The sequence below is a fragment of the Pseudoalteromonas sp. SiA1 genome (genome assembly GCF_018732205.1).
Classification (GTDB): Bacteria; Pseudomonadota; Gammaproteobacteria; order Enterobacterales; family Alteromonadaceae; genus Pseudoalteromonas; species Pseudoalteromonas tetraodonis.
The window spans coordinates 509127-532086 of record NZ_CP076084.1 but is presented as its reverse complement, the minus strand read 5'-3'; the positions used below and the strand labels follow the sequence as shown (position 1 = coordinate 532086).

At 38.3% G+C, this 22960-nt stretch carries 23 protein-coding genes and 1 other RNA gene; 9 read left to right on the top strand and 15 right to left on the bottom strand.

The features are described 5' to 3' along the window. Window positions 1–99 precede the first annotated feature (99 nt). From KK487_RS02475 to KK487_RS02460, 4 genes are all read left to right on the top strand, one after another. Window positions 100–957: a hypothetical protein gene (locus KK487_RS02475; RefSeq protein WP_215521960.1), complete on the top strand. Its 858-nt coding sequence runs from the start codon at window positions 100–102 to the stop codon at window positions 955–957. A gap of 135 nt (window positions 958–1092) precedes the next feature. Beyond that, window positions 1093–2292, top strand: a complete 1200-nt coding sequence (locus KK487_RS02470; RefSeq protein ID WP_215521959.1) for an RDD family protein — start codon at window positions 1093–1095, stop codon at window positions 2290–2292. 4 nt (window positions 2293–2296) lie between these two features. Further along, entirely contained in the window at window positions 2297–3568 is a 1272-nt protein-coding gene (locus KK487_RS02465) for a PrsW family intramembrane metalloprotease (protein ID WP_215521958.1), read from the top strand. 199 nt (window positions 3569–3767) lie between these two features. Next, window positions 3768–4835, top strand: coding sequence for a restriction endonuclease PLD domain-containing protein (locus KK487_RS02460; RefSeq protein ID WP_215521957.1), 1068 nt, complete (start codon window positions 3768–3770; stop codon window positions 4833–4835). Between the two features lie 75 nt (window positions 4836–4910). Here the strand turns inward: KK487_RS02460 and KK487_RS02455 are convergent, their stop codons facing one another. The 5 genes from KK487_RS02455 to rsmI form a co-directional block, all read right to left on the bottom strand. Further along, on the bottom strand, window positions 4911–6437 hold the full coding sequence (locus tag KK487_RS02455; RefSeq protein ID WP_215521956.1) for a TRM11 family methyltransferase: 1527 nt from the start codon (window positions 6435–6437) through the stop codon (window positions 4911–4913). Further along, entirely contained in the window at window positions 6437–7543 is a 1107-nt protein-coding gene (locus tag KK487_RS02450; RefSeq protein ID WP_215521955.1) for a DNA methyltransferase, read from the bottom strand. The genes KK487_RS02455 and KK487_RS02450 overlap by 1 nt, the downstream gene beginning before the upstream one ends. Before the next feature lie 158 nt (window positions 7544–7701). Further along, window positions 7702–9603 (bottom strand): DUF3258 domain-containing protein, encoded by a 1902-nt coding sequence (locus tag KK487_RS02445; protein ID WP_215521954.1) that lies wholly within the window; start codon window positions 9601–9603, stop codon window positions 7702–7704. A 127-nt stretch (window positions 9604–9730) separates the two neighbouring features. Further along, window positions 9731–10096, bottom strand: an RNA gene (gene rnpB / locus KK487_RS02440) — RNase P RNA component class A. Window positions 10097–10138: 42 nt separating this feature from the next. Next, complete coding sequence (gene rsmI / locus KK487_RS02435; RefSeq protein ID WP_215521953.1) at window positions 10139–10996, bottom strand: 16S rRNA (cytidine(1402)-2'-O)-methyltransferase; 858 nt, start codon at window positions 10994–10996, stop codon at window positions 10139–10141. 60 nt (window positions 10997–11056) lie between these two features. Between rsmI and KK487_RS02430 the strand changes: the two genes are divergently transcribed. The 4 genes from KK487_RS02430 (at window position 11057) to dolP (ending at window position 14622) form a co-directional block, all read left to right on the top strand. After that, complete coding sequence (locus KK487_RS02430) at window positions 11057–12937, top strand: penicillin-binding protein activator (protein ID WP_215521952.1); 1881 nt, start codon at window positions 11057–11059, stop codon at window positions 12935–12937. Between the two features lie 9 nt (window positions 12938–12946). Beyond that, window positions 12947–13318, top strand: coding sequence for a YraN family protein (locus tag KK487_RS02425; RefSeq protein ID WP_215521951.1), 372 nt, complete (start codon window positions 12947–12949; stop codon window positions 13316–13318). A gap of 151 nt (window positions 13319–13469) precedes the next feature. Next, window positions 13470–14063: an SIS domain-containing protein gene (locus KK487_RS02420; protein WP_013464044.1), complete on the top strand. Its 594-nt coding sequence runs from the start codon at window positions 13470–13472 to the stop codon at window positions 14061–14063. Next, the gene (gene dolP / locus KK487_RS02415) at window positions 14056–14622 is read left to right on the top strand and encodes a division/outer membrane stress-associated lipid-binding lipoprotein (protein WP_215521950.1); all 567 of its coding nucleotides are present in this window, start codon (window positions 14056–14058) and stop codon (window positions 14620–14622) included. Before KK487_RS02420 ends, dolP begins: the two co-directional genes overlap by 8 nt. A 786-nt stretch (window positions 14623–15408) precedes the next feature. Here the strand turns inward: dolP and KK487_RS02410 are convergent. The 9 genes from KK487_RS02410 to rplM all read right to left on the bottom strand — a co-directional run bounded on the left by KK487_RS02410 (window position 15409) and on the right by rplM (window position 21402). Beyond that, window positions 15409–15846: a ClpXP protease specificity-enhancing factor gene (locus KK487_RS02410; protein ID WP_215521949.1), complete on the bottom strand. Its 438-nt coding sequence runs from the start codon at window positions 15844–15846 to the stop codon at window positions 15409–15411. Then, entirely contained in the window at window positions 15846–16472 is a 627-nt protein-coding gene (gene sspA, locus KK487_RS02405; RefSeq protein ID WP_013464041.1) for a stringent starvation protein SspA, read from the bottom strand. Before sspA ends, KK487_RS02410 begins: the two co-directional genes overlap by 1 nt. A 79-nt stretch (window positions 16473–16551) precedes the next feature. Next, window positions 16552–17295, bottom strand: a complete 744-nt coding sequence (locus tag KK487_RS02400) for a cytochrome c1 (protein WP_008110862.1) — start codon at window positions 17293–17295, stop codon at window positions 16552–16554. Next, entirely contained in the window at window positions 17292–18557 is a 1266-nt protein-coding gene (locus KK487_RS02395; RefSeq protein WP_214553540.1) for a cytochrome b, read from the bottom strand. The genes KK487_RS02400 and KK487_RS02395 overlap by 4 nt, the downstream gene beginning before the upstream one ends. Further along, window positions 18557–19147, bottom strand: coding sequence for a ubiquinol-cytochrome c reductase iron-sulfur subunit (gene petA, locus KK487_RS02390; protein ID WP_010390661.1), 591 nt, complete (start codon window positions 19145–19147; stop codon window positions 18557–18559). The genes KK487_RS02395 and petA overlap by 1 nt, the downstream gene beginning before the upstream one ends. 543 nt (window positions 19148–19690) lie before the next feature. Beyond that, complete coding sequence (locus KK487_RS02385) at window positions 19691–20038, bottom strand: four helix bundle protein (protein WP_041695837.1); 348 nt, start codon at window positions 20036–20038, stop codon at window positions 19691–19693. 62 nt (window positions 20039–20100) lie between these two features. After that, complete coding sequence (locus tag KK487_RS02380; RefSeq protein WP_215521948.1) at window positions 20101–20505, bottom strand: hypothetical protein; 405 nt, start codon at window positions 20503–20505, stop codon at window positions 20101–20103. Window positions 20506–20572: 67 nt separating this feature from the next. Further along, on the bottom strand, window positions 20573–20965 hold the full coding sequence (rpsI, locus tag KK487_RS02375; protein ID WP_024600778.1) for a 30S ribosomal protein S9: 393 nt from the start codon (window positions 20963–20965) through the stop codon (window positions 20573–20575). An 8-nt stretch (window positions 20966–20973) separates the two neighbouring features. Next, the gene (gene rplM / locus KK487_RS02370) at window positions 20974–21402 is read right to left on the bottom strand and encodes a 50S ribosomal protein L13 (RefSeq protein ID WP_002957960.1); all 429 of its coding nucleotides are present in this window, start codon (window positions 21400–21402) and stop codon (window positions 20974–20976) included. Between the two features lie 351 nt (window positions 21403–21753). Between rplM and KK487_RS02365 the strand changes: the two genes are divergently transcribed. Then, on the top strand, window positions 21754–22101 hold the full coding sequence (locus KK487_RS02365) for a four helix bundle protein (RefSeq protein WP_013464039.1): 348 nt from the start codon (window positions 21754–21756) through the stop codon (window positions 22099–22101). A gap of 44 nt (window positions 22102–22145) precedes the next feature. On the opposite strand, the gene mutM is transcribed toward KK487_RS02365, so the two are convergent. Then, a complete protein-coding gene (gene mutM, locus KK487_RS02360) occupies window positions 22146–22955 on the bottom strand; it encodes a bifunctional DNA-formamidopyrimidine glycosylase/DNA-(apurinic or apyrimidinic site) lyase (protein ID WP_041695614.1) in 810 nt (269 codons plus the stop codon). Window positions 22956–22960: the final 5 nt, after the last annotated feature.

The following is a 22960-nucleotide window of genomic DNA, read 5'->3' as shown; positions in this document are numbered from 1 at the left end:
TTTACGACTAAAAAAGTTCCTGACTACAGCATTAGGTAATTAGCGCTTCACATTTAACAAATCACTTTGTATTATCTATTAAATTGTAAGGAATAATAAATGGAATTTATGGACAGTATCTATCATGTAATTTTTAGGGGGAAATTGGTCGAGGGTACTAACAAAAATAAAGCTTCAATAACCTTATCAAAAATTTTGAAAATTCCGCAAAGCCAAGATAATAAATTTTTATCCGGTAAAACATTCGTAATAAAAAAGAATATTACTAATGAACAGGTTCTAATCATATCTAAAAAACTTTTAACGTATGGAATTGTTGTTGAGTTTATTAAATCAAAAGAACAAGTTCGCAAAAGTAATGAAACCACAGCTCATGAAACTGATGTTCAGCCATCAGAATCTGAAAAGAAATCTACAGTTGACATTTGGTATGCAATTAAATCAACCGTATACCCCCACTTTTATTTATCTGTGATACTTTGGTTTTTTCCAGCAATTCTGGCGGGGGTTGGTTTACAATGGCTATTTATTGTTAATATTTTGACTCTCGGCTACTCCATCCCTGTTTGGCTCGCCACCTCTAAAGGCTATATTATCGATATCGATAATAACGAATTTACTTTCCCTGCCAGTGATGTTGAAAATAATTTAATCGAAATTATGACACTAAAAAAATTAAGAAATATGATGCATCGACATAGTATCAAAATCACTGAAATAAGAGCATTAAATAATGAAAAAGGACGTCGGCAAAGTAGAGTAAACTTTGATGCAAAACGTAAAACACCGCCCATGAGAGATCAATGGCTATTGAATGTATCAGGTGAATTTGGCTCTCAACAATTTGAGTTTGATTCAAAACAAAAGCGAGATGAATGCCGTTCTATGATCTTTACTGCATGCTCAAGAAAAGGTAATAGATTAAGAGGGGCTAGTGATTTCAACTTAGATTTATAGTTAGCTTTACAAACAGGTACTGAGACTCTATTAGACCCACTGAGACTGAGTGATTAAAAGTAAAAACGACAATTTTTCAAATATTAAAAAATAAAATAGAACTCTGCTACGATAAAAATGATAGGGACAAAGTATATGGTAAAGTGTGATGTTATCTACAGAGGTATAAGCAATAAAGATAATATTGCTAATCTTGCAGGAATAATAAAACGTTGTTTTCCCAAAGCGTCTAAAGGAGATATCGTAGTTTATTTAAAGCAAAACGATCTAATTCTTTTTAGTGATTTGGACGAAGAAAAAGCAAATAAGATTAAACAAGCAATTATCAAAAATGGGGGGAAAGTTGAGCTTCAATTTAAGAGTAATAATGAAGACCTTTTCAATCTTGAGGAAGTTGAAGAAGTAGATGAAATAGCCGCAGGTGAGGATATTGAAACAGTTGCAGTAGTTGAAGATATTTCTACAATAACCACCGATACTGTTCATGAATCAAAAAATCAGAACCAAACTATAGAAGTAGATAGCTTTCTAATAGCAAAACCATGGAAAAGAGTAGCAGCACTTTGTATTGACCAACTTATAACAATAGCATTTACTTTTATAATTACGTATTTAATCATGACCTTCTTATCCCCCCCTCTTGCAAGCTTAAAGTATCTTGGGTTTGTATTAAGCCTCATTTATTTTACAGTTATGACTGGAAATATTTCAAAAGGAAAAACAGTAGGGGCAAGACTTTTAAAGATAAAAGTAGTAGATGAGAACTCTACGCCTTTAAGTTTACTTAACTCATTCATAAGATCATTTTCATTCTTAGTTGGCCTCGCACTATTCTTTGTATCTGCCATAAGTATTTTCTTTAACCCTAAACGTAGAGGACTCCATGATTTAATGTCGGGGGCTTATGTCGTCGAAGAGGAAGCGAGTAGCTTTCTGAACTCTAATGCATTTACTATAAGAGCACAAAAAGTAGCCTTTGAGCAACTAAAACGAGCCCAGACAATTGGAATGATAAAGTTACAAGAATCAGTAATACAAATAAATTCATCAATACCCTACCTTGAAAATGCAGGATACGTTATTGCAGATCTTGAAATGGAAGTCGGTGTATCACCAAAGGTAATTGTTATTATTAAAATGAACAACGAAACGACGCTATCAATGGAAGAACTTGAAGACAAAGTTAAAGATAAACCTGTAGTTACAATGCTCGTGCGTGCAATTAAAATGAGCGCTGACTTGCAGAAAAAAGTTAACATCAGGAGTATGAAAAGCGTAGGTATGGAAATTAGCCTAGCTGTCACACCATCGGTAAAACTGTTATTTACGAGATAGAACCATGGCTAATTCATATAGACTCATTTTTAAAGGCGATATTGTGCCTGATAAAAACCTAGAAGAAGCTATCAGTGAGTTTGCATTACTCTTTAACATATCAAAAGTAAATGCAGAAAAATATTTTAATGGTAGAAGCTACATATTAAAAAAAAACCTCAGCAAAGAAAAGTCCAAATACATGTATGACAAGGTTTTAGAGGCTGGTGTTATCTGCTATGTAATAAATAATGAGAGTGCTAGTAGTAGCCCTTTAGCAAAAGGAAATGTAACAACAAATCATACTTCAATCCAAAGCCGATCGACATTGAGTCAGCATGTAACATCATTTTCAGGAACTAAAGATTTAGCCGATTTTAATATAAAGCTACTTTTCTCTGATGTTTTTAAGAAAAGGAATGATGAAGAGCTTGAAGAGTATTACTCAGTAGGAACAACTACAACTACACCTGATATCAAAGAAATAACATCTGAGTTTCCAAGGCCTTGGTTATTTATTCGTCTTTTTGGTCTGATGATCTTGACTTATATAGGGTTCATCTACTCTTTTGAATATTGGAATAATATTAAACTTTTACCCGGCTTAATCTTTGTTGGTACTTTTGCAATGCCTTTAAGTGTACTCGTTTTCTTTTTCGAGACAAATGTACCTAGAAATGTATCGTTGATAAAAGTATTTAAACTAGTTCTTCAAGGCGGAATTCTCTCATTAATTTTTTCATTATTAATGTTTGAATTAACTTCTACCTTAAACTGGTTGGGGCCACCTGTTGCTGGCTTAGCTGAAGAGCCAGGAAAATTAATCGCGCTTTTACTAGTAGCTAATGCAATCAGGTACCCATATATTTTAAACGGATTACTATTCGGGGCGGCTGTTGGTTGTGGGTTTGGCTCATTTGAAAGTGCAGGGTATGCTTTTGAAATTCTTTTAAATCAAAACTATACCTCCATGATAGATAATATAAATTTAAGAGGTGTTTTATCACCATTTGGGCATATAATTTGGACAGGCATGATTGGCGCTGCATTATGGAAAGTTAAACAAGGCAGGCCGTTTATGATAAGCATGCTGCTCGAGTATACTTTTATAAGAGCTTTCTTAATAGCAACACTCTCACATATGCTATGGAATAGTGGGGACTGGCTCCTACCTTGGATCATTAAAGCCCCCTTTATTTCAGTAGTTGGCTGGATAGTTATTTTTTCTTACATTAACGAAGGTATATTAGAACTTAGACAATTAAAAAATAATATTCCTGCTGAGCCCCCCTTATAACTATAGGGCTCCTCACTCAACAGAGATGATTCGACAACTGAAGAGGTTCATTTTTTATAGTATCTATAGACCCACTCTTGATACGACAGCAACAAATGTTGAACCAACTAACGTTAATATGTATTAACGTTAGTTCAAGGAAGCTTGACTCTAAAATATAAATCCATAATATAGTGGTTTTTATATTTATGGATGAATAATGTTCGACTTTGTAGTACACCCAAATGTTTGCTCAACAAGCGTTCAAAATAATTTAAGAAGTATTTTAGAGGATATGTGGATTAAGCATCTCCCAATTGGAAGAGGAACGATATTTATTGTCTCCGGCTTTGCAAACTTTAATGGTGGGGCTAGATTCTATAAAACTTTAAAAGAACATACCGAGAATGGAGGCCGAATAGTTGCTATTCTTGGAGGTAGTACAAGCCAAAGACTGAGTACCAAACAAGTAGTGGAGGCTCTTTTAGAGTGTGGTGCAAGAGTTATTCTGATCAATCGAAAACGTTTATTACATGCTAAATGTTATGGATATTTGACTGAAAATGGTGAGCAAGCTGCTGTTATCGGCTCTGGAAACTTTACAGGTCCAGGCCTTTCACAAAACATTGAAGCATCAGTTTACTTAAAACCGCAGCTAATCTCTCAAAGTCAATTCAATTGGGGTTCATTTATTGACGGTTTACTACAACAAAATTGGCAATACCACGAATGTACTTTAGATTTTAGAAATCCATGTTGGTCATTACTTTACGATGAAAAACCTCGAAGTGTTCCGATAGACGAATCTGAAGCAGAAACATTAATTGTACGATTAGTTAATACCGATACAAATCGAATTCTCGCAGATCGTGGAGAAAAAGCAGCATTAGGAAGCCAATATTTCTGGTTAAGCAAAGATTGCTTCGACTTTTTTCCACCACTTACAATTAGAAATACAAGGGGCTGGAAAGGAACTTTATCTACTATGATCCAAATGAATTATATTGATTTAAATATAATTAAAGAAGAACGCGTAACCTTCGAAGCTGAAAACAATCTAGATTTTAGGTTAGGGACAGGTGCTTATAGATGTACAAAAATAGCAGAACCAGGAGACTTAGCTTGTATAACAAGAGTCTCAGATGATTTTTATGAAATCCGAATAATTTCACAAATTCGCTCCCCATCATACCAAAGACTAGACTCATACGCAGTTACTTTTGTTGGGGGCCGAGGTAAAAGATATGGCTATATAGACAATAATGATTTTTATCGAATTATTTCTTGAATAGACAATCTGAACAATAAATATAAGTCATTACAGTAGAGTAAGATTAGTAAACCTTACTCTACTGTTTAAACGTTATAACTTTTGCAATAGTACTAAGCTTTCACTGTCAATTGAATTTGATTGATGAAGGTCGTAACGGTGGTAAACATCTAGACAAACTATTTCACTAACATCCCAGCCTATGTGCTCTGCTAAAGTCGCTAAGTAACTTGGTGTATTTAACTCAAATACAACTCCTCCAAGAGTGGTTTTATTATGCCCTACAACTAGAGCAAACTTTCCACCACTCTTTAGCATTAATAAGACATTTTCAAACATTTTTTTCATATCGACAAAATATCTATATACAAGAAAAGGCATAGCCTGCCTTCTAAACCCATCATTATCGGTCAAAGAACCAAGCATATCTAAGCATAAGTTATGTAGTTTTTCCGGAAGTTTATCTTTATTTTCGACTAAATCTTCTTTCAACTTATTTTGTTCTGATTTCTTTAACTCCCTTGATCCAATCAATGTACTATCTAAAACTTTAATATTTTTTGGAGATGCTAATTCAAGCCAAACCAAACTTAAACGTTGAGTATCAATGTATGGTAACGCAGTTGCATAGGGAGGGCTGGTTATCGCAAAATCAAAATAATCAAAATAATCCTTTAATGCCAAAGTATCTCGAATATCTATATTTTTTGCGGTACCGACCGGTAGGTTAGCCGGCAATACTTGTGATACAGTTTCAAGACTAGAAAAATACTTCTCAGCTTTTTCTTGTACAACTTCAAAAAAACATCTCTCTGGAAGTAACGACTTACGACGTCTTATTCTTAAATCTGCTGGCTCTTGCTGAGAGTATTCCTTTATTAAGTTACTAGCAATACATAATAAACTATCCCTAATTTCTTTCTTTTTTATTTTATTCGCGCATAACCTAAATGACTCAATTTTTTTTAGCTGTTCAATATCAAACCAATTTTTTAGGTAATCTAACCGCTCATTGCTTTCTAAGTAAATCGTATCTGCGAACTTTTTACTATTAGATATCACACAAATCATTTCTTTTTTTGCGAGCGGTAAGCTTAAATTAATTGAGGCTAGTTTGGTATTAGCTAAAAATACTGCTAATGGATTAAAATCAAAACCTACATTTTCAAAACCCTTTATTGAAGACTCGTAAAGAGTTGTACCACTCCCACAAAAAGGTTCTAAAACTTTTGAATTTTTCGTAGGCGAAAATTGATGAAGAATGGAAGATACTATTTGAGGATTAAATTTCCCTTTGTATTCATGTATACCATGCGCTCCATACCTAGTAGGTTGGCGTTTTTGATGACCATTAACTGGACATGACTTCTCAAGCACGCCTTGGTATGTATCTATTATTTCAGAGTTAATTTTAATATTAGCTACATATGTTAATCTTTTTAGTGATGTAACTAAAGCAGGCAACCTAGCTTCATCGGTCAAATCAAACTCATATCCAAGCTCTGTCGACTCAATCTTATCAATGAGAAAACATTTTGTAATTTGCTTTAACTCAAGCAGAGCAAATTTTTTCTCATATTCAAACTGCTTATATACGGGTAAATAAAGTTCTATTTTCATTATTTTTGAATTACTACTATTGTTTCTTCTTTTATATTTGCATGAGACAAATTAAAAGACTTTCTATGACTGTTCATAGCTCTGTTAAACTTACCTACAACTTTAAACTCAAGTTCTTTCGCTGCCCTTTCTATTAAAGCTGCATTATCAACTATCTCACCGTGGATTTTAGACCGTCCAACTACGAAAGCTCCATATCCTTTAGGTAAAAGCACATCATTAATTAGGCTCAAAGTCCCTTTCATCTGATGATAGAAGTGTTCAGGTGTATGGCTATTTTTCTTAAAAAAATGCGCTCTGGCACCAATCTCTTTTGATTTAACATGTAAAGGATCGAATCCTAACCAAAACATACGATACTTATGATATAGCCAATACTCGTATGCATTTGGATAAGGGGGAGAAGTTATCACTAAGCCAACTTTTTCACCAATATCTTCAGGTGTAGTAGTGAGAATATCTTTATTAATGATCTTCGATGAAGGTAATGTTGCCTCAGAGTTTAAAGATGATGCTAAAACCTTACATGTAGAACGAAACATCGAAAAAACAGCTCCAGGTTTTATATTTTTCTCAACAGCGGCATAACGCGTATCACTATCTTGATTTGAAACCTTAACTAGAATACTCGATAGTGCTACCCTTAAAGGATGATATAGATGAGTCTCATCTTTATAAGCGTTAATAGCCTCTCTTAACTGTAGTATATTTAGTTGAACTTCTTTTTTAAACCAATGATTTAGGTTTGGTATGTTTGCTACACTGTCTATATCGACACTTAGATTAATTGCTTTAGAAAGCACATCATCACAGACCAAAAGTAGTGATTCGTCAATTTTAGAAGTTTTAACTTCACTAATAAGACAAGCTATAGGGTTTAGGTCTACACCGATTGATTGGTACCCTTTATCTTGCGCTACCTTCAGAGTGGTCCCAGAACCACAAAAAGGGTCTAAAATAATATTATTTTTAACGCCAAGCGCATCAATCAATTGTGATGGAATATCTGGAATAAACTTTGCCGGGTAAGGGTGAATCCGGTGAATTGGATCTTTTGTATTTTTATCTTTAAAGTCCCAATCTAAATCATTAAGAACGGAATTCATTTCAAACCTCTACCTCAGTTGTACCTTATAAATAAATTAAGCTCCTAATTCTAAAAGAAACCTATACCACAGACCGCGTCACTGGCTACTTATACAGTATAACTTACTTTTAAAAACCAGACCAACAATACCGTATATCGGGCTTAAAAATTCTATTTTTAACAAGCTTTAAATGAATTCACAACTTCTTCTAACCTCTGTAAATTCGCCCCACCATGTGTGTACGTATCAGTTATCCCACCTTTTGAAAGTTCATGACCAACTATTTGCTGAATCAGTGAGAGATCAAACATGTGGTTATTGCGTATATTACTTATGAACGTATGTCTAAAGCTGTGATAGCTGCGAAGTTCGTCTAGCTCATTAACGCTAGGTATTTCAAGATCCATAACTAAACGACCAAACCAACTAGTAATACTTTCAGCTGAAGTTATTTCATAGAGAATACGTTCTTGTGTTTGATCTACATACTCTAGAAAGCCAAGCTCGATTAAACGTTTATGGATAGGAATTTTACGTTTTGCGTTATTAGTTTTAAGGCGTTGTGATTCGTGTTCATCAGTTACTAATATGTAGTTAATACCATCTTCAATACGGATATCTGTTTTTCTTAACTGGTATATCTCTGTTCGTCTTGCGCCTGTGTACATGGCTAATAATAGTGACCACTTTTGCCATGCACTTTTTGTTTGCATAGCGAATGTTTCAAACTTATTTAGCTCTGCACTATTGAAAGCACCACGAATACGCTGCTTAAAGTTTCGTTTTATAGTACATGGTGAATGCTGAATATATTCAACAGTATCTCTTTTAGCATACGCGAATATCCCCTGTAACCACTTGTAATAGCCTTGAACTGTTTTCGGTGTAACTAAGTCTTCTTCTGGCACATCAAAGCTTAGACACTCTTGCAGGCTCATTTTGGTGTATGGTGCGCGATTCTTTTTAGGTAGTTGATAACAACGGTCAATAAAGCGACCTATGTCACTCGCTTTGTAACTTTCAATTGGTTTATCTTCACTCAGTAAACACCATGCTTCGTAGTGACGAGCATAATCTTTTTTAAGCTTATCGCTCAAATCTGCATTTACTTTAAAATCTAAAAACTCGGCATACACTTCTGAAAATAATGGGCCTTGAGTTTGTTGTTTTTCTTCACTTGGCTGACTTTCAGCTATGGTGTGTGAGCTTTTATTAAACATTGAATCTAATAAATGTTTTTGCTCTGAATCTTTAGTTAAGCAAGAGGCCAAGTATTTAGCCTGTAAATTTCTTGAGGTTTCTAGCATACTTTTAAATGCCGAATACTCTAATGATCCATGTTCAAACTCTACATCGTATTTGTTTAGTGTATTAATTGCATCAATATTATCGGCATAAAAGTTGTCGTTTTCATCTGAGTCATCAAATAAGTCTTCATCTGTTTCAACTTCAGAACGATTAAACATACCAGCGAGTAAAAACGTATCTAATTGACGTGCAAGCTGACGAACACTTTTTTCAATTTGTTTGTTAGCTACAATATCGGCATTACTTAAACCACTATTTTTAAGTGCCATGTACTTGCTGACCAAAACATAAATATTGAGCACTTCATAATCATTATTTTTTAATGCTTCAACTAATAATTCACCTGTCTCACCATCTGCAATAGAAAGCATAATGTTTGCTGCGGTTCTTAAATGTGTAGGTGAGTGACTGTTTAACGGCTTTGCTTTAATGCCATTTATAGAGTGTGCCGTTGAAGCATAACGTTGTTCTTCTTTTGCTATTATTTTTTTGCTTAGCTCATGGGTAAGTTTTTGCTTCATATGAATTAAGATACGTTTTGCTTGAGTGATTAAAGTTTCAGTATCTATATTGTGTCGATCACTCGCAAGTATTTTTAGTTTATCTAATTCGGGTTTGATTAATTCTAGAAAGTTTAAAGCATGATGAAGGTGTTTGGTTTTGAGTGAAATGCGTATATCGGAGCCGATAAATTTACGAGGGAAAACATAACGAAAATAGTAACGTTCTTTTCGTAGTATGAGGTGTTCGGGGAGTTTGATATGTCTCATTAAGTTACCTATGTGTAAGTAACGTATTGAGTTTATTTGGCACACTATTTGGCACACTTTTGAAATTTTGTGCCATGAGATTAGTGGTTCAAGCGTAAGCATCTGATTTATTAGATGCTTACGCTTGAGTTTGAGTCAGCCGGTAAGCCGGGTTCTGTCCTTTCCGAAGAAAGTGATAATCATTCGTCTAGGCCATAAATCGCTCTATGGCTCAAGCAACCTACCCGGTTCCAACGTGGGCCACGCCATAAGGAACCCTATTTGGTCTTGCTCCGAGTGGAGTTTACCTTGCAACCGACTATTACTAGCGGCCCGGTGCGCTCTTACCGCACCCTTTCACCCTTACCAATCCGAAGATTGGCGGTCTTCTCTCTGCTGCACTTGTCGTGGGCTCACGCCCCCCAGCCGTTAACTGGCACTCTGCCCTGTGGAGCCCGGACTTTCCTCCCCCTGCGCATTTTCGTTGCAGGCAGCGATTATCTTGGCTAACTCGGCGCGCAGTATACATGAGAGCACCACACTACGCAGTAAACATTTACTGTTTTTCTTCAATAATTGTTTTATACAGCGCGTTTTTCTTCATACCAAAGTAATCGGCCACCACGCCACAGGCTTTTTTCATTGGCATTTCGTTTTCAAGTAGCGCTAACATTTTGCGTGCCTCTGGCGGAATATCGTCAACTACCTTAGGTTTACCCGGCAGCATGAGTACTATTTCACCGCGCTGTTTAGTAGGATCGTCAGTTAAAAACTGCTTTAACTCAGTCACTGTGCCATTAAAAAAGGTTTCAAATGTTTTAGTGAGCTCTTTGGCAAATACCACTTGCTGCTCACTACCTAGCGCTGCTTCTAAATCGTCTAAGCTTGCCATAATACGGTGGGTACTTTCATACATAATGCTGGTGATGCCTGAGTTAACTGCATCAATAAAAAAGTCTTGGCGCGCTTTACTTTTAGCGGGCGTAAAGCCAACAAACTGAAAACGGTCGGTTGGCAGCCCTGAACAACATACCGCCGTAATAGCAGCGCATGCACCAGGTACAGGTGTGACAAGTGCGCCCTGCTCACGGCATAAATTAACAACGGCATAACCAGGGTCGCTTATAAGCGGCGTGCCGGCATCGGATACTAATGCAATATTTAACCCTTGATTAAGTTGATCAATAATTTGCTGCGCTTTTTGCTTTTCATTATGGTCATGTAACGCAAAGGTTTTAGCCTTAATACCAAAGTGGCTGAGTAGCTTGCCAGTATGGCGAGTGTCTTCAGCAGCGATTAAGTCAACCTGCGATAATGTCGCGATTGCACGCTGACTTAAGTCGTCATAATTGCCGATTGGGGTGGCAACAACGTAAAGAGTGCCAATTTTCTGTGAATTCTCCTCATTTAACATTGAGGTCTCCTGCGTCAGTCAGTAATATAAGCAAATCGCGTTAACGTATGGGAAATCATTGTGCGACTTAAACTAGTTAGTCTATTAATTATATTGTCAGGGTTATCGGCGTGTAGCACAACCGAAAAACCAACTAAAACCAGCGATAACTTAAATAGCAGTGCCAATACGCTGAAAAATGAAGCACTGAACGCGCAATCGATTTATCAATTAGCGCAAAACCGTTTTGGTGCAGATAAAATTCAACTGCTTTATAGTGCCCGTGATAGCGCCGTTACTGAAGAAAACTGGCCGCTACTCGAAACAATATGTAGCGAACTTGCACTTACTGCCAGTGTTGATCAAATTCAAAACCGTTTATATATTGCCTTTGCACAAAAAGAGCAGAATAAAAACCAGCAAGCACTTGAAGTATTAAACTCACTTGAGGGACAACTCAAGCAACCCGAACATTTTGCCTGGCACCAATTTTTAACTGCCAGCATTTTTGCTTCTCAAAATTTGCCAAAACGTGCTGCACCCTATTTTTTTGCGGCGTCAGAATCTGCAACTAAAAACACTATTTCAATTCCTCAGCTTAGTGATGCACTTTGGAAAAATTTAAAGCAACTCTCATCTTACGCATTAGAACGATTTAACCGTGGTTCTGTGATCCAACAAGGTTGGGTTAACTTAGCTTTGTATCATCAAGTTTACGCCAACAGCTCGGTTGATTTAGACCAAGCCATTAATAATTGGCGCCGCCGTTACCTTGGGCATCCTGGTAACAATGTACTGCCAAAACAAGAAACGTATGCTAATGAATTAGCGCCAATTAATATTGAGCGTTTGGTTGTTTTACTGCCTCAGTCAGGTGCTAATAAGCGCCTTGGAGATGCCTTAAAAGCCGGTATATTGGCAGCGCTTGATAAAAAAGAGATCAACGAAACACTGTTTATAGATGAAAACACTGAAACAGAAGCGTTGAGCGCACAAATTTCTCAGTTACAGCCTGACTTTGTTATTGGCCCACTATTAAAAGCCAATATAGATAAGCTCGCTAATACCAATACATTACTCGATATACCCACCTTACATTTAAATACCTTTGATGGCGAAAGAACCTCGCTGCAACATTACTTTTTTGCGCTTAATCCTGAACATGAAGTACAGCAAACGCTAGAGCACTTTTTAGCACAGGGTTATCAAAAGCCGATGTTGCTAGCGCCAAATAATACCAATGGCCAGCGCTTAGTTGACTACTTTAATCTGCAGTGGCAACGCTATAGTGAAACAACCACGCAAGTTGGTTTTTATAACGATAACAAAGATATGCCCAATACGATTACTAGCTTGTTAGAAGTTGATAAGTCAAAAGAGCGTATTAAATCTGTTAAAGCACTTTTTAATAAAGAAGTTGAAAGTGAAACACGCTCACGTGGAGATATTGATGCCATTTACATACTCGGCGACGCCATTGAAACCCGATTAATTAAGCCTTACCTTGATGTTAATGTGAGTACCTTTGCCGATAGAATTCCTATTTACGCCAGCTCTAAAAGCCACAGTAAGCAAATAGATACCACTGACAAAGGTGATTTAGACGGACTCTACTTTACTGAACTGCCTTGGATGTTAGACTCACAAATTAAACAACATAATCTGCGTCAGCAATACAATGATTTATGGCCTGAACAAGCCGATATAAGCCAACGTTTATTTGCGATGGCTTATGATTCCGTCACCATGCTTAACGATATTAGACAATTGAGCGTTACACCCGATAAATACTTTTCAGGGTTGAGCGGAAAATTGTCGATTAATAGTGCCGGTGATATTGAACGTTCACTGCAATGGGCTCAGTACAGCAACCGCCGAATAAAACCGGTGGAGTTAAAAACACAACGCCCTGTACCGCTATTTATGCAATCAGCTAACGATGGCATAACCATAATTAACTAAGGGGTCGACATGTCGTGGTTTAAACAGCTGTGGCAAAATAGTCGTGAAAAAGGCCAGTATTATGAGCGCCAAGCGCAAAAGTATTTAGAAGCACAAGGCTTAAAAGCAATTGAGCGTAATTACTACTGCCCCCATGGCGAACTTGATGTCATTATGAAAGACGGTGACACATTAGTATTTGTAGAAGTTAAGTTTCGTAAAAATAATATAAAAGGCGGCGCTAATTATGCTTTAAGCCCGCAAAAGCAAGCAAAATTAAGACGAACTATTTATCATTACCTCGCGGCTAAAAATTTAAAAAATCAGCCATTACGTATTGATTATGTTGCTATAACAGGCGAGCCATCACTACACATAAACTGGCTAAAAAACGTATTTTAATACCGAGCACATACAAATGAGTGAGCAATTATTACAACAGCTAAATTGCATAATGCGTAGTTAAAAATTAACAAGCTGCTTCTAAAAATAATCATCCTTAATAAAGCGGGTGTGAGCTCACACAGAATTAGATATTAATTGTTGGTAATCCATGCAAGACACAATAAAAGAAATTTTTAAAGAAAGTATTCAAGTTCAAATTGCAGCAGGTGAAGTACTTCCTAGCGCATTGGAGTCAGCGGCATTCACCATTGCACAAAGCCTGATCAATGGTAATAAACTGATATGTTGCGGCACAGCAAACTGCCACATGTTGGCACAACACATGGCTGGCGTATTAGTAAACTTTTACGAAACAGAGCGCCCTTGCTTACCTGCAATTGCCCTTTCGCAAGAAAATATTAACCTAGGTCAAGGCCATCAAATAGATGACCACGATACCTTTGCACGCCAAGTACGTGCCTTTGCTCAGCAAGGTGATTTGCTCCTTGCATTAGCAATTAATGGCAATGAAAAACATATAATTTCTGCAGTAGAAGCGGCACTAACCAAAGATATGAAGGTCATAGTAATGGTAGGTGATGATGGCGGCGAACTCGTTGGCTTACTTGGGCACAACGATGTAGAAATACGTACACCGTCTAAACGCCCTAGTCGCATTATTGAATCGCATTTAGTTAACCTTCACTGTTTAAGTGAATTGGTAGATTTAACTCTTTTCCCGCAGGATGAAAATTATGTTTAAACGCTCCCTGATTATTTTAGGCACCGTTGTGTTATTACAAGGTTGTGCTGCTGCTGTAGTGGCCGGCACAGCCAGTGCTGTTACTGCAGCAAACGATAGACGAACCATTGGCTCGCAAATAGACGACAACAACATTGAAATAAAAGCCAGCATTGCTATTAGTGAAGATGAACGTCTTAATAAGTTTGCTCATATCAGCGTTATAAGCGTTAATGGCGTGGTTTTAATGGTAGGGCAAGTTCCTAACCAAGAAATGAAAAACCAAGCGTTTAAAATCATTGAGAACCTATCTGGCATTCGTAAAATTCACAACCAATTACGCATTGGCTCTAATATTGGTATCACCACGCAAACTCACGACTCATGGTTAACCTCAAAAGTAAAAGCGCAGCTTTTAGCGGCTGAAAACATCAGCAGTAATAATATAAAAGTAGTGACTGAAAATGCCGAAGTATACTTAATGGGGCTAGTATCTGACGCTGAAGCAAACCAAGCCGTTAATATTGCCCGTAATATCTCTGGCGTAGAGCGCGTTATTAAAGTGTTTGAGTATTTGTAAAGAATAAGGTTCGAGGTTCTAGGTTCTAGGTTCGAGGTTCTAGGTTCGAGGTTCTAGGTTCGAGGTTCGAGGTTCGAGGTTCGAGGTTCGAGGTTCGAGGTTCGAGGTTCGAGGTTCGAGGTTCGAGGTTCGAGGTTCGAGGTTCGAGGTTCGAGGTTCGAGGTTCGAGGTTCGAGGTTCGAGAAGTTTAAAAACCTTGCGGTTAACATCGCAAGGTTTTTTTATACCTGTAGCAGCGGGTTCACCCCGCGTGTGTATTAGGTTCAAGGTTTTAGGTATGAGGCCCGTCGCTCGTGAACTTAAATCAAACTTGCACGGCGTAAGCCCCACTTAAAAAACATTTTTACCACAGAGTACACAGAGACGCTTCGCGCTACACAGAGAAGACAGGACAAATAAAACATGTCTTTAATCATTTTCTCTGTGTGCTCTGCACCCTCAGTGGTAAATAGAATCTCTTCAAGATCTTTTTGCACAAAGAGAAGTGAATGAGCAGTAAATGAGAAAACAATAACCATGAGCCCGAGTGATTAATTGTTTTTTCACTAGCTCTAAAAGCACAGCGTCTCTTAACCTCTTTGTGAATAAATTTATTACCTAAAACCACATGCGCGGAATAAACCCGCTGCTACACTAATCAATCTCAACCCGTTTCTCGCAGCTCGTCGCCCGTGAACTTTCACCTTTCACCTTTCACCTTTCACCTTTTCCCTTTCACCTTTCGCCTACTTTTAATCAGGCATAAAAAAACCGCTTATTAAGCGGTTTTTATCTAACATTTACGGGTTATTTTATAACGCGTAAATGTGAGCCTTTTTTCTTTTCAGGCTTAGGATCAGGTGTTTCATCAACTATTTCAGGTGATGAATCAACACTTTCAAGCTCTGGAGCAAAATCGTCTTCGTCCTCTAAAAACTCATCTGCAGTAAAGACTGTGCCTTCGCCATTTTCGCGTGCATATATTGCAAGTACAGCCCCTAAAGGCACGTACACTTGCATTGGCTGACCGCCAAAGCGTGCGTTAAAGCTAAGCTGAGAATTATCTAACGAAAACTGCGTAACCGCTGAAGGGCTTATGTTCAATACAATTTGGCCGTCTTGGACAAACTGTGTTGGCACTTGCACTGCAGGAAAATCAGCATTAACCACTAAGTGTGGTGTGCATTCGTTATCAACAATCCAATCAAAAAAAGCGCGTAATAAATAAGGACGATTAGAGGTCATTATAAACGGATCTCACGCTCTGCTTCAGTTAAAGAAGCTTGGAATGATTCACGTTCAAATAAACGGATCATATACTCTTTAAGTTCTTTAGAGCCTGCACCATTTAGCTCAATACCAAACTCAGGTAAACGCCATAATAGTGGAGCTAAGTAACAATCAACTAAGCTAAACTCTTCACTCATAAAGTAAGGCGCTTCACTAAAGATCGGTGCTATTGCAAGTAATGCTTCTGTCAGCTCTTTACGCGCTTGCGCTGCTTCAGACGTGTTGTTAATGATCTTTTCAGCTAGGCTGTACCAATCAGTATCAATACGGTGCATCATTAAACGACTACGACCACGCATGACCGGGTATACAGGCATTAGTGGAGGATGAGGAAAACGTTCATCAAGGTATTCCATGATGATGTTTGCCTGATATAAACCAAGCTCACGGTCAATCAGTGTTGGCACTGTACCGTAAGGGTTAATTTCGTGAAGTGCTTCTGGCAGATTATCCTTTTCAGCCATATGAATATCTACACTTACACCTTTTTCAGCAAGTACAATGCGTACTTGGTGGCTATACATACAGTTAGCACCAGAAAAAAGGGTCATTACAGGGCGCTTATTGGCAGCTACGGCCATGCCTACCTCCATTAAATAACTAAAACAGCAATAGGGGCTTAAGCCCCTATTGCAAAATTACCTTTAAATATGTTCAAACTTAATGAACATCTCTCCAGTATTCTTTCTTCAGCATAAATGCCAAGATAAATAGAATCACTAAGAATCCAAGTACCTTAATACCTAGCGCTTCCGATTCGAGACGTGTAGGTTCACCTACATACTCTAGGAAATTCGTTAAATCACGAACTGCTTGGTCATATTCATCTACACTTAATTCGCCCGTACCATCTGTTTCTGTACCAGTAATATGAGTGGTTGTTTTACCATTTACTGTTACTTCTTCAGTAATTGCAGTAGGAACACCTTGCAACTCTTGAAGAACATGTGGCATACCCACCGATGGGAATAACGTATTATTTACGCCAAACGGACGAGATTCATCTTTGTAAAACGATTTTAAATAGGTATAAATCCAATCACTGCCACGCACACGCGCAACATTTGTTAGATCCGGCGGAGCCGCACCAAACCATTTTGCAGCATCTTCTTTCTTCATTGCATTATTGATATGACTACCTACTTTTGAACCATCAAAAATAAGTTGCTCTTGACCAATCTCTGTTGGAATACCAATATCGCGGAAAGTACGTTCATAACGTTGATACTGCATTTGGTGACAACCAAGACAGTAGTTCATGAACAACTTTGCGCCACGTTGCAAAGAAGGTTGATCAGATATATCGTTACCCGCTTCCATTAGAGGAACTGACGGGCCTGCCGCCATTGCTGGTAATACGTTTACTGATAAAGCGAATAAACCAATAAGTAGCTTTTTCATCATTTCGTTAACCTCTCAGGCAATGGCTTAGTTTTTTCATTCTTACTGTAAACAAATAACAGTACGAAGAACATAAAGTAAGTCACAGTACAGATTTGCGAAACAAGCGTTTTAAAGTCAGTTTGAGGTGTAGCACCAACCCAACCTAAAAGAACGAAAGTAACTACAAAGCCTGCAATGTTCCATTTGTGGAAACCACAACGGTAACGAACTGAACGAACCGAACCACGGTCAATCCAAGGCAATAATGCTAGCACGACAATAGATGCACCCATTGCTGCAACACCCATTAGCTTGTCTGGAATCGCACGTAAGATTGCATAAAACGGCGTAAAGTACCAAACAGGGAAAATATGCTCTGGTGTTTTAAGTGGGTTAGCTGCTTCGAAGTTTGGCGCTTCTAAGAAGAAACCACCCATAGCAGGCATAAAGAACACAACCCAACAGAACAAGATTAAGAAACCAACCACACCCACAATATCTTTTACTGTGTAATAAGGGTGGAACGGAATCGCATCAATGATGTCTTTTTTATCAGTGTAGTATTCATGGAACTTAAATTTAGGCTTATCTTCTTCAGCCACGGTTCCTTTTTTACGTTTGTTATCAATACCGTCTGGGTTGTTTGAACCCACTTCATGTAGTGCAACAATGTGTAAAAATACTAAGATAACAATAACCAATGGCAGTGCAATTACATGTAATGCAAAGAAGCGGTTAAGCGTTGCACCCGAAATAACGTAGTCACCACGAATCCACAGTGTTAAATCATCACCAATAACCGGGATAGCCCCGAATAATGAAATGATTACCTGTGCACCCCAGAACGACATTTGGCCCCATGGTAATAAGTAACCCATGAATGCTTCAGCCATTAGGGCTAGGAAAATAAACATACCGAATAACCACAGCAATTCACGTGGTTTTTGGTAAGAACCGTAGATCATGCCACGGAACATATGCATGTAAACAACGATGAAGAACGCAGATGCACCCGTTGAATGCAAATAACGTAATAACCAACCGTACTCTACATCACGCATGATGTATTCTACTGATGCAAACGCACCTTCAGCAGATGGTACATAGTTCATCGTTAACCAAATACCGGTAAGTATTTGGTTTACCAGTACTAACATAGCTAGAGAGCCGAAGAAGTACCAGAAGTTAAAGTTTTTTGGTGCTGGATACTGTGCAATGTGCATGTTCCAAACACGTGTCATTGGGATACGGTCGTCTATCCACTCAACAATTTTACCAAACATTAGGCCACCCCTTGTTCTTCGCCCACTAAAATAGTGGTCTCATCAAGAAAAGTATATGGTGGAATTTCTAAATTTAATGGTGCAGGTACCGATTGGAATACACGGCCAGCCATATCAAACTTAGAACCGTGACATGGACAGTAAAAACCGTCATCAGTCCCTTCCACTTTCTCACCAAAGCCACCTTGTAAAAAGCTAGGTGAACAACCCAAATGCGTACAAATACCTACAGCGACAAAAATCTCTGGGCGTAATGAACGGAAATCATTGGTTGATGATTCTAATTGTTGTGGCTCTTGCGATTGCGGATCACGAAGTTGACCTTCATGTTCTTTCATCTGCTCAAGCATTTTTGGGGTCCGTGATACAACCCATACAGGTTTACCACGCCACTCGACACGTATTAATTGTCCTGGCTCAAGTTTGCTGATATCTACTTCTACAGGCGCACCCGCAGATTTAGCTCGCTCACTTGGATTCCAAGACGCAATAAAAGGAACAGCAGCCCCAGCCGCACCAACACCACCAACAACAGAGGTAGCTATGGTTAAAAAGCGACGTCGGCCATTGTCTACAGGCGCATTGCTCATCCACTTATCTCCACTATGATTCTCAACACTTGCTATATTGAGAACATCAGTTACAGCAGGTTAATTTTTTGAATTTTAAAAGAGAAACGATCATAATTAAAACCCTTGTTTAAAACAAGGTTATTCACAGCCTCCTGCTCGAATAATCCTGACTTGCTCAAATAGTTGATTAAGTTAGCTCGAGTATGAAACCAAATGACTATAGTATCGCTTCCGTAAAAACAATTTGTAAACAAGTACAATCTCACCAACTAAGTACAGTAAACACTGAATTTGGCGACATTAAACTCATTCACTTTATTTGCCCGCCAATTGTAGCAAAAAAATTCACCAATTAACTGATGGATTTAAACTAATTGCGATAATTATTTAACTTTTTTTGCGTTAGTCGGTCATTTTTAAGCTTTCGTTCAATAAATACGCATACTTGGCCTATTTTGATCAAGCTAATGTCGACATTAGTCTTAAAGGGAAAATTGAAGATGAAAGGCGAAAGGCGAAACATACTCATATATTTTTGAATGAATATTAATTTTGAACCTCTTATTTCCAAGCATCGATTGATTTCATCAATGCTGAAATCATACGGGAAAGCTCACGAGTTTCCTCAATCCATTCAGTGGCCTTTGTCGTATCAACCTCTCCTATTTTTAATGCAATGTAAATTTGAGAGCGTAATTCTCCACAACTCCCCTTAGAATATGATAAAAATCGAGTATAATCTTTAGGTGTTACCCGTTCATAACCCTCTGCTATATTTGAAGAAATTGAAAGCGCAGATCGTGTTATTTGATCTTTTAAACCAAACTCTTTACTCTGCTTAAAATGTAAATAAATCTCGCAAGCTAAATCGGCTGAACGTTGCCATACCCTTAAATCTTCAAACCTCATAACATAACCAGTCAGCTAAAACATGCTTAACTTATAACTGTAAAATAAGAAAGACACAAAGCTTAGATCAAACTTATAGCTTGAACCTTGAGTCTTGAACCTTGAGTCTTGAACCTTGAGTCTTGAACCTTGAGTCTTGAACCTTGAGTCTTGAACCTTGAGTCTTGAACCTTGAGTCTTGAACCTTGAGTCTTGAACCTTGAACCTTGAACCTTGAACCTTGAACCTTGAACCTTGAACCTTGAACCTTGAACCTTGAGCTTTGAACCTTGAGCTTTGAACCTTGAACCTTGCTCCTTGAGTCTTGAACCTTGCTCCTTGAGTCTTGAACCTTGCTCCTTGAGTCTTGAACCTTGCTCCTTGAGTCTTGAACCTTGAACCTTGAACCTTGAACCTTGAACCTTGAGTCTTGAACCTTGAACCTTGAACCTTGAACCTTGAACCTTGAACCTTGAACCTTGAACCAAAATCTTATAGCTACAAAACAAAAAACCCAGCATAAGCTGGGTTTTTGAATTCTTGATAACGTAAAAATTAACGTTTTGAGAACTGTGGACGCTTACGCGCTTTCTTAAGACCCACTTTCTTACGTTCAACTTTACGTGCATCACGAGTAACGAAACCTGCTTTACGAAGTTGTGGACGTAATGACTCGTCAAACTCCATAAGTGCACGAGTGATACCGTGACGGATAGCACCAGCTTGACCAGTAGTACCACCACCAGCAACGGTGATGTGTAAGTCAAACTTTTCAGTCATGTCAACAAGCTCAAGAGCTTGACGAACAACCATGCGTGCTGTTTCGCGACCAAAGTACTCTTCTAAAGAGCGCTTGTTGATTACGATGTTACCAGTGCCTGGGCGTAAGAATACGCGAGCACTTGAACTTTTACGACGACCTGTACCGTAGTATTGATTTGCCATGATAGTGCTCCTTAAATGTCTAGAACCTGAGGCTGTTGTGCAGCATGATTGTGCTCAGTACCCGCGTAAACTTTAAGTTTACGGTACATAGCGCGGCCTAAAGGACCACGTGGCAACATGCCTTTAACAGCTTTTTCGATGATCATTTCAGGCTTTGCAGCTTGAAGTTTATCAAAAGTAGTAGACTTAAGACCACCTGGGAAACCAGAGTGAGCATAGTACACTTTGTCTTTGAATTTATTACCAGTAACAGTAACTTTCTCAGCGTTAATAACGATGATGTAATCACCAGTATCTACGTGCGGTGTGTACTCAGCTTTATGCTTACCGCGTAGGCGATGAGCGATTTCAGTAGCGATGCGACCTAAAGTTTTACCTTCAGCGTCAACTACGTACCAGTCACGTTTTACTGTTTCTGGTTTAGCAACAAACGTTTTCATTTATAAAAATCCAATGTTTTTCAATTAAAACCACAGGTAGTTATGTTTAACTACCGCTCTAAGTTTGCTACAACCCCTTCGAGTTTTAGACTTTTGCGCCGCTCACAAGTGGCTAAACTATATGAGGACATAGAACGCAACGTGGCAGACGCGGGAGTATACCAGCACTTAAATCACATTGCTACCGGCCGGTTGTTTTTTCCTCAAGAAAAGTTATTACTCAGCGGTCAGCGGTCAGAAAAGCTAATTATAACTTTAGAGTCAACAGAAAATACTTCCTTGCTGAAAATAGATATTTGTAGTTAATAAAATATCAACTAGGATAAAAACTGAGCATAAGGATTTTGTATTATGAACTTTGAAAACTTAGATGTATGGAAGCGCTCAGCTCGCCTTAGCGCTGATATTTACAGAAATACACAACTAATTAAAGACTTTAGCTTTAGAGATCAATTAACACGCTCTGGTTTATCTGTTCCTAGTAATATAGCTGAGGGCATGACAAGAGAGAGTGATAAAGAAAAAACACGCTTTTTAGATATCGCTCGCTCTTCGCTTGCTGAGGCAAGAACCCAAATATATATTGGCATCGATATTAACTATATTGATACCGACATAGGTAAGTCTTGGCTAAATGAAACAGTCCAGCTGTCAAAAATGCTAACAAGTTTGATAGCAAAAATAAAAACAAGTGAGTAACCATTCTTACTGACAGCTGAAAACTTACAGCTGACAGCTATTCTCTACTTCTGACACACCTCACAAAAAACGGTGCTGCGTTGCCCTAGACGAATTTCTGTTAGTGCTGTGTCGCAATTTACACAAGGCTGGCCTTTTCGGCCATACACTAATAGCTGTTGCGCAAAGTAGCCTGGCTTACCGTCACTTTGGGCAAAGTCTTTTAACGTCGTGCCGCCTTGGGTAATTGCAGCGGCTAAGGTGTCTTTTATAATTGGGATTAACGCTTGGTAGCGTTTAAGGCTTACTTTACCGGCTTCTTTTCGCGGATCGATACCCGCTTTAAATAACGACTCGTTAGCATAAATATTACCGACCCCCACCACAACGGCGTTATTCATAATAAACTGCTTAACGGGCACTTTTTTATTACGTGATTGCTCATAAACACGTTTAGCAAAAAAGTCATCAGTGAGTGGCTCGGGGCCTAATTTAGCAAGTAGCTTATGCTCTTCATTGGGTGCTTGCCATAAACAACAACCAAAGCGGCGTGGATCGTTTAAACGCAGCGCCTTATTGTTCGCTAAAATAAACTCAACATGGTCGTGTTTTTTAAGTGGCTCATTGGCGTTCACAACCCGCAAGTTCCCTGACATCCCTAAATGCAATATAGCCGCCCCAAGCTCACATTCTAATAGCAAGTATTTTGCGCGGCGTTCAATACTGCTAACCACCAACCCCTCAAGTTGGTATACCTCATCTGGCACAGGCCAGCGCATACTGGCATTATGAATGTTTACCTTAGTAACGACTTGGTTTAGCACATGGGGGGTAATGCCCATGCGGCTAACTTCTACTTCTGGTAATTCAGGCATTTATA

What these genes read in the sequence shown, in the direction of transcription:
- KK487_RS02475 (WP_215521960.1), top strand. Translation starts at nt 100, where the DNA reads ATGGAATTTATGGACAGTATCTATCATGTAATTTTTAGGGGGAAATTG.
- KK487_RS02470 (WP_215521959.1), top strand. Translation starts at nt 1,093, where the DNA reads ATGGTAAAGTGTGATGTTATCTACAGAGGTATAAGCAATAAAGATAAT.
- KK487_RS02465 (WP_215521958.1), top strand. Translation starts at nt 2,297, where the DNA reads ATGGCTAATTCATATAGACTCATTTTTAAAGGCGATATTGTGCCTGAT.
- KK487_RS02460 (WP_215521957.1), top strand. Translation starts at nt 3,768, where the DNA reads ATGTTCGACTTTGTAGTACACCCAAATGTTTGCTCAACAAGCGTTCAA.
- KK487_RS02455 (WP_215521956.1), bottom strand. Translation starts at nt 6,437, where the DNA reads ATGAAAATAGAACTTTATTTACCCGTATATAAGCAGTTTGAATATGAG.
- KK487_RS02450 (WP_215521955.1), bottom strand. Translation starts at nt 7,543, where the DNA reads ATGAATTCCGTTCTTAATGATTTAGATTGGGACTTTAAAGATAAAAAT.
- KK487_RS02445 (WP_215521954.1), bottom strand. Translation starts at nt 9,603, where the DNA reads ATGAGACATATCAAACTCCCCGAACACCTCATACTACGAAAAGAACGT.
- rsmI (WP_215521953.1), bottom strand. Translation starts at nt 10,996, where the DNA reads ATGTTAAATGAGGAGAATTCACAGAAAATTGGCACTCTTTACGTTGTT.
- KK487_RS02425 (WP_215521951.1), top strand. Translation starts at nt 12,947, where the DNA reads ATGTCGTGGTTTAAACAGCTGTGGCAAAATAGTCGTGAAAAAGGCCAG.
- KK487_RS02420 (WP_013464044.1), top strand. Translation starts at nt 13,470, where the DNA reads ATGCAAGACACAATAAAAGAAATTTTTAAAGAAAGTATTCAAGTTCAA.
- dolP (WP_215521950.1), top strand. Translation starts at nt 14,056, where the DNA reads ATGTTTAAACGCTCCCTGATTATTTTAGGCACCGTTGTGTTATTACAA.
- KK487_RS02410 (WP_215521949.1), bottom strand. Translation starts at nt 15,846, where the DNA reads ATGACCTCTAATCGTCCTTATTTATTACGCGCTTTTTTTGATTGGATT.
- sspA (WP_013464041.1), bottom strand. Translation starts at nt 16,472, where the DNA reads ATGGCCGTAGCTGCCAATAAGCGCCCTGTAATGACCCTTTTTTCTGGT.
- KK487_RS02400 (WP_008110862.1), bottom strand. Translation starts at nt 17,295, where the DNA reads ATGATGAAAAAGCTACTTATTGGTTTATTCGCTTTATCAGTAAACGTA.
- KK487_RS02395 (WP_214553540.1), bottom strand. Translation starts at nt 18,557, where the DNA reads ATGTTTGGTAAAATTGTTGAGTGGATAGACGACCGTATCCCAATGACA.
- petA (WP_010390661.1), bottom strand. Translation starts at nt 19,147, where the DNA reads ATGAGCAATGCGCCTGTAGACAATGGCCGACGTCGCTTTTTAACCATA.
- KK487_RS02385 (WP_041695837.1), bottom strand. Translation starts at nt 20,038, where the DNA reads ATGAGGTTTGAAGATTTAAGGGTATGGCAACGTTCAGCCGATTTAGCT.
- rplM (WP_002957960.1), bottom strand. Translation starts at nt 21,402, where the DNA reads ATGAAAACGTTTGTTGCTAAACCAGAAACAGTAAAACGTGACTGGTAC.
- KK487_RS02365 (WP_013464039.1), top strand. Translation starts at nt 21,754, where the DNA reads ATGAACTTTGAAAACTTAGATGTATGGAAGCGCTCAGCTCGCCTTAGC.
- mutM (WP_041695614.1), bottom strand. Translation starts at nt 22,955, where the DNA reads ATGCCTGAATTACCAGAAGTAGAAGTTAGCCGCATGGGCATTACCCCC.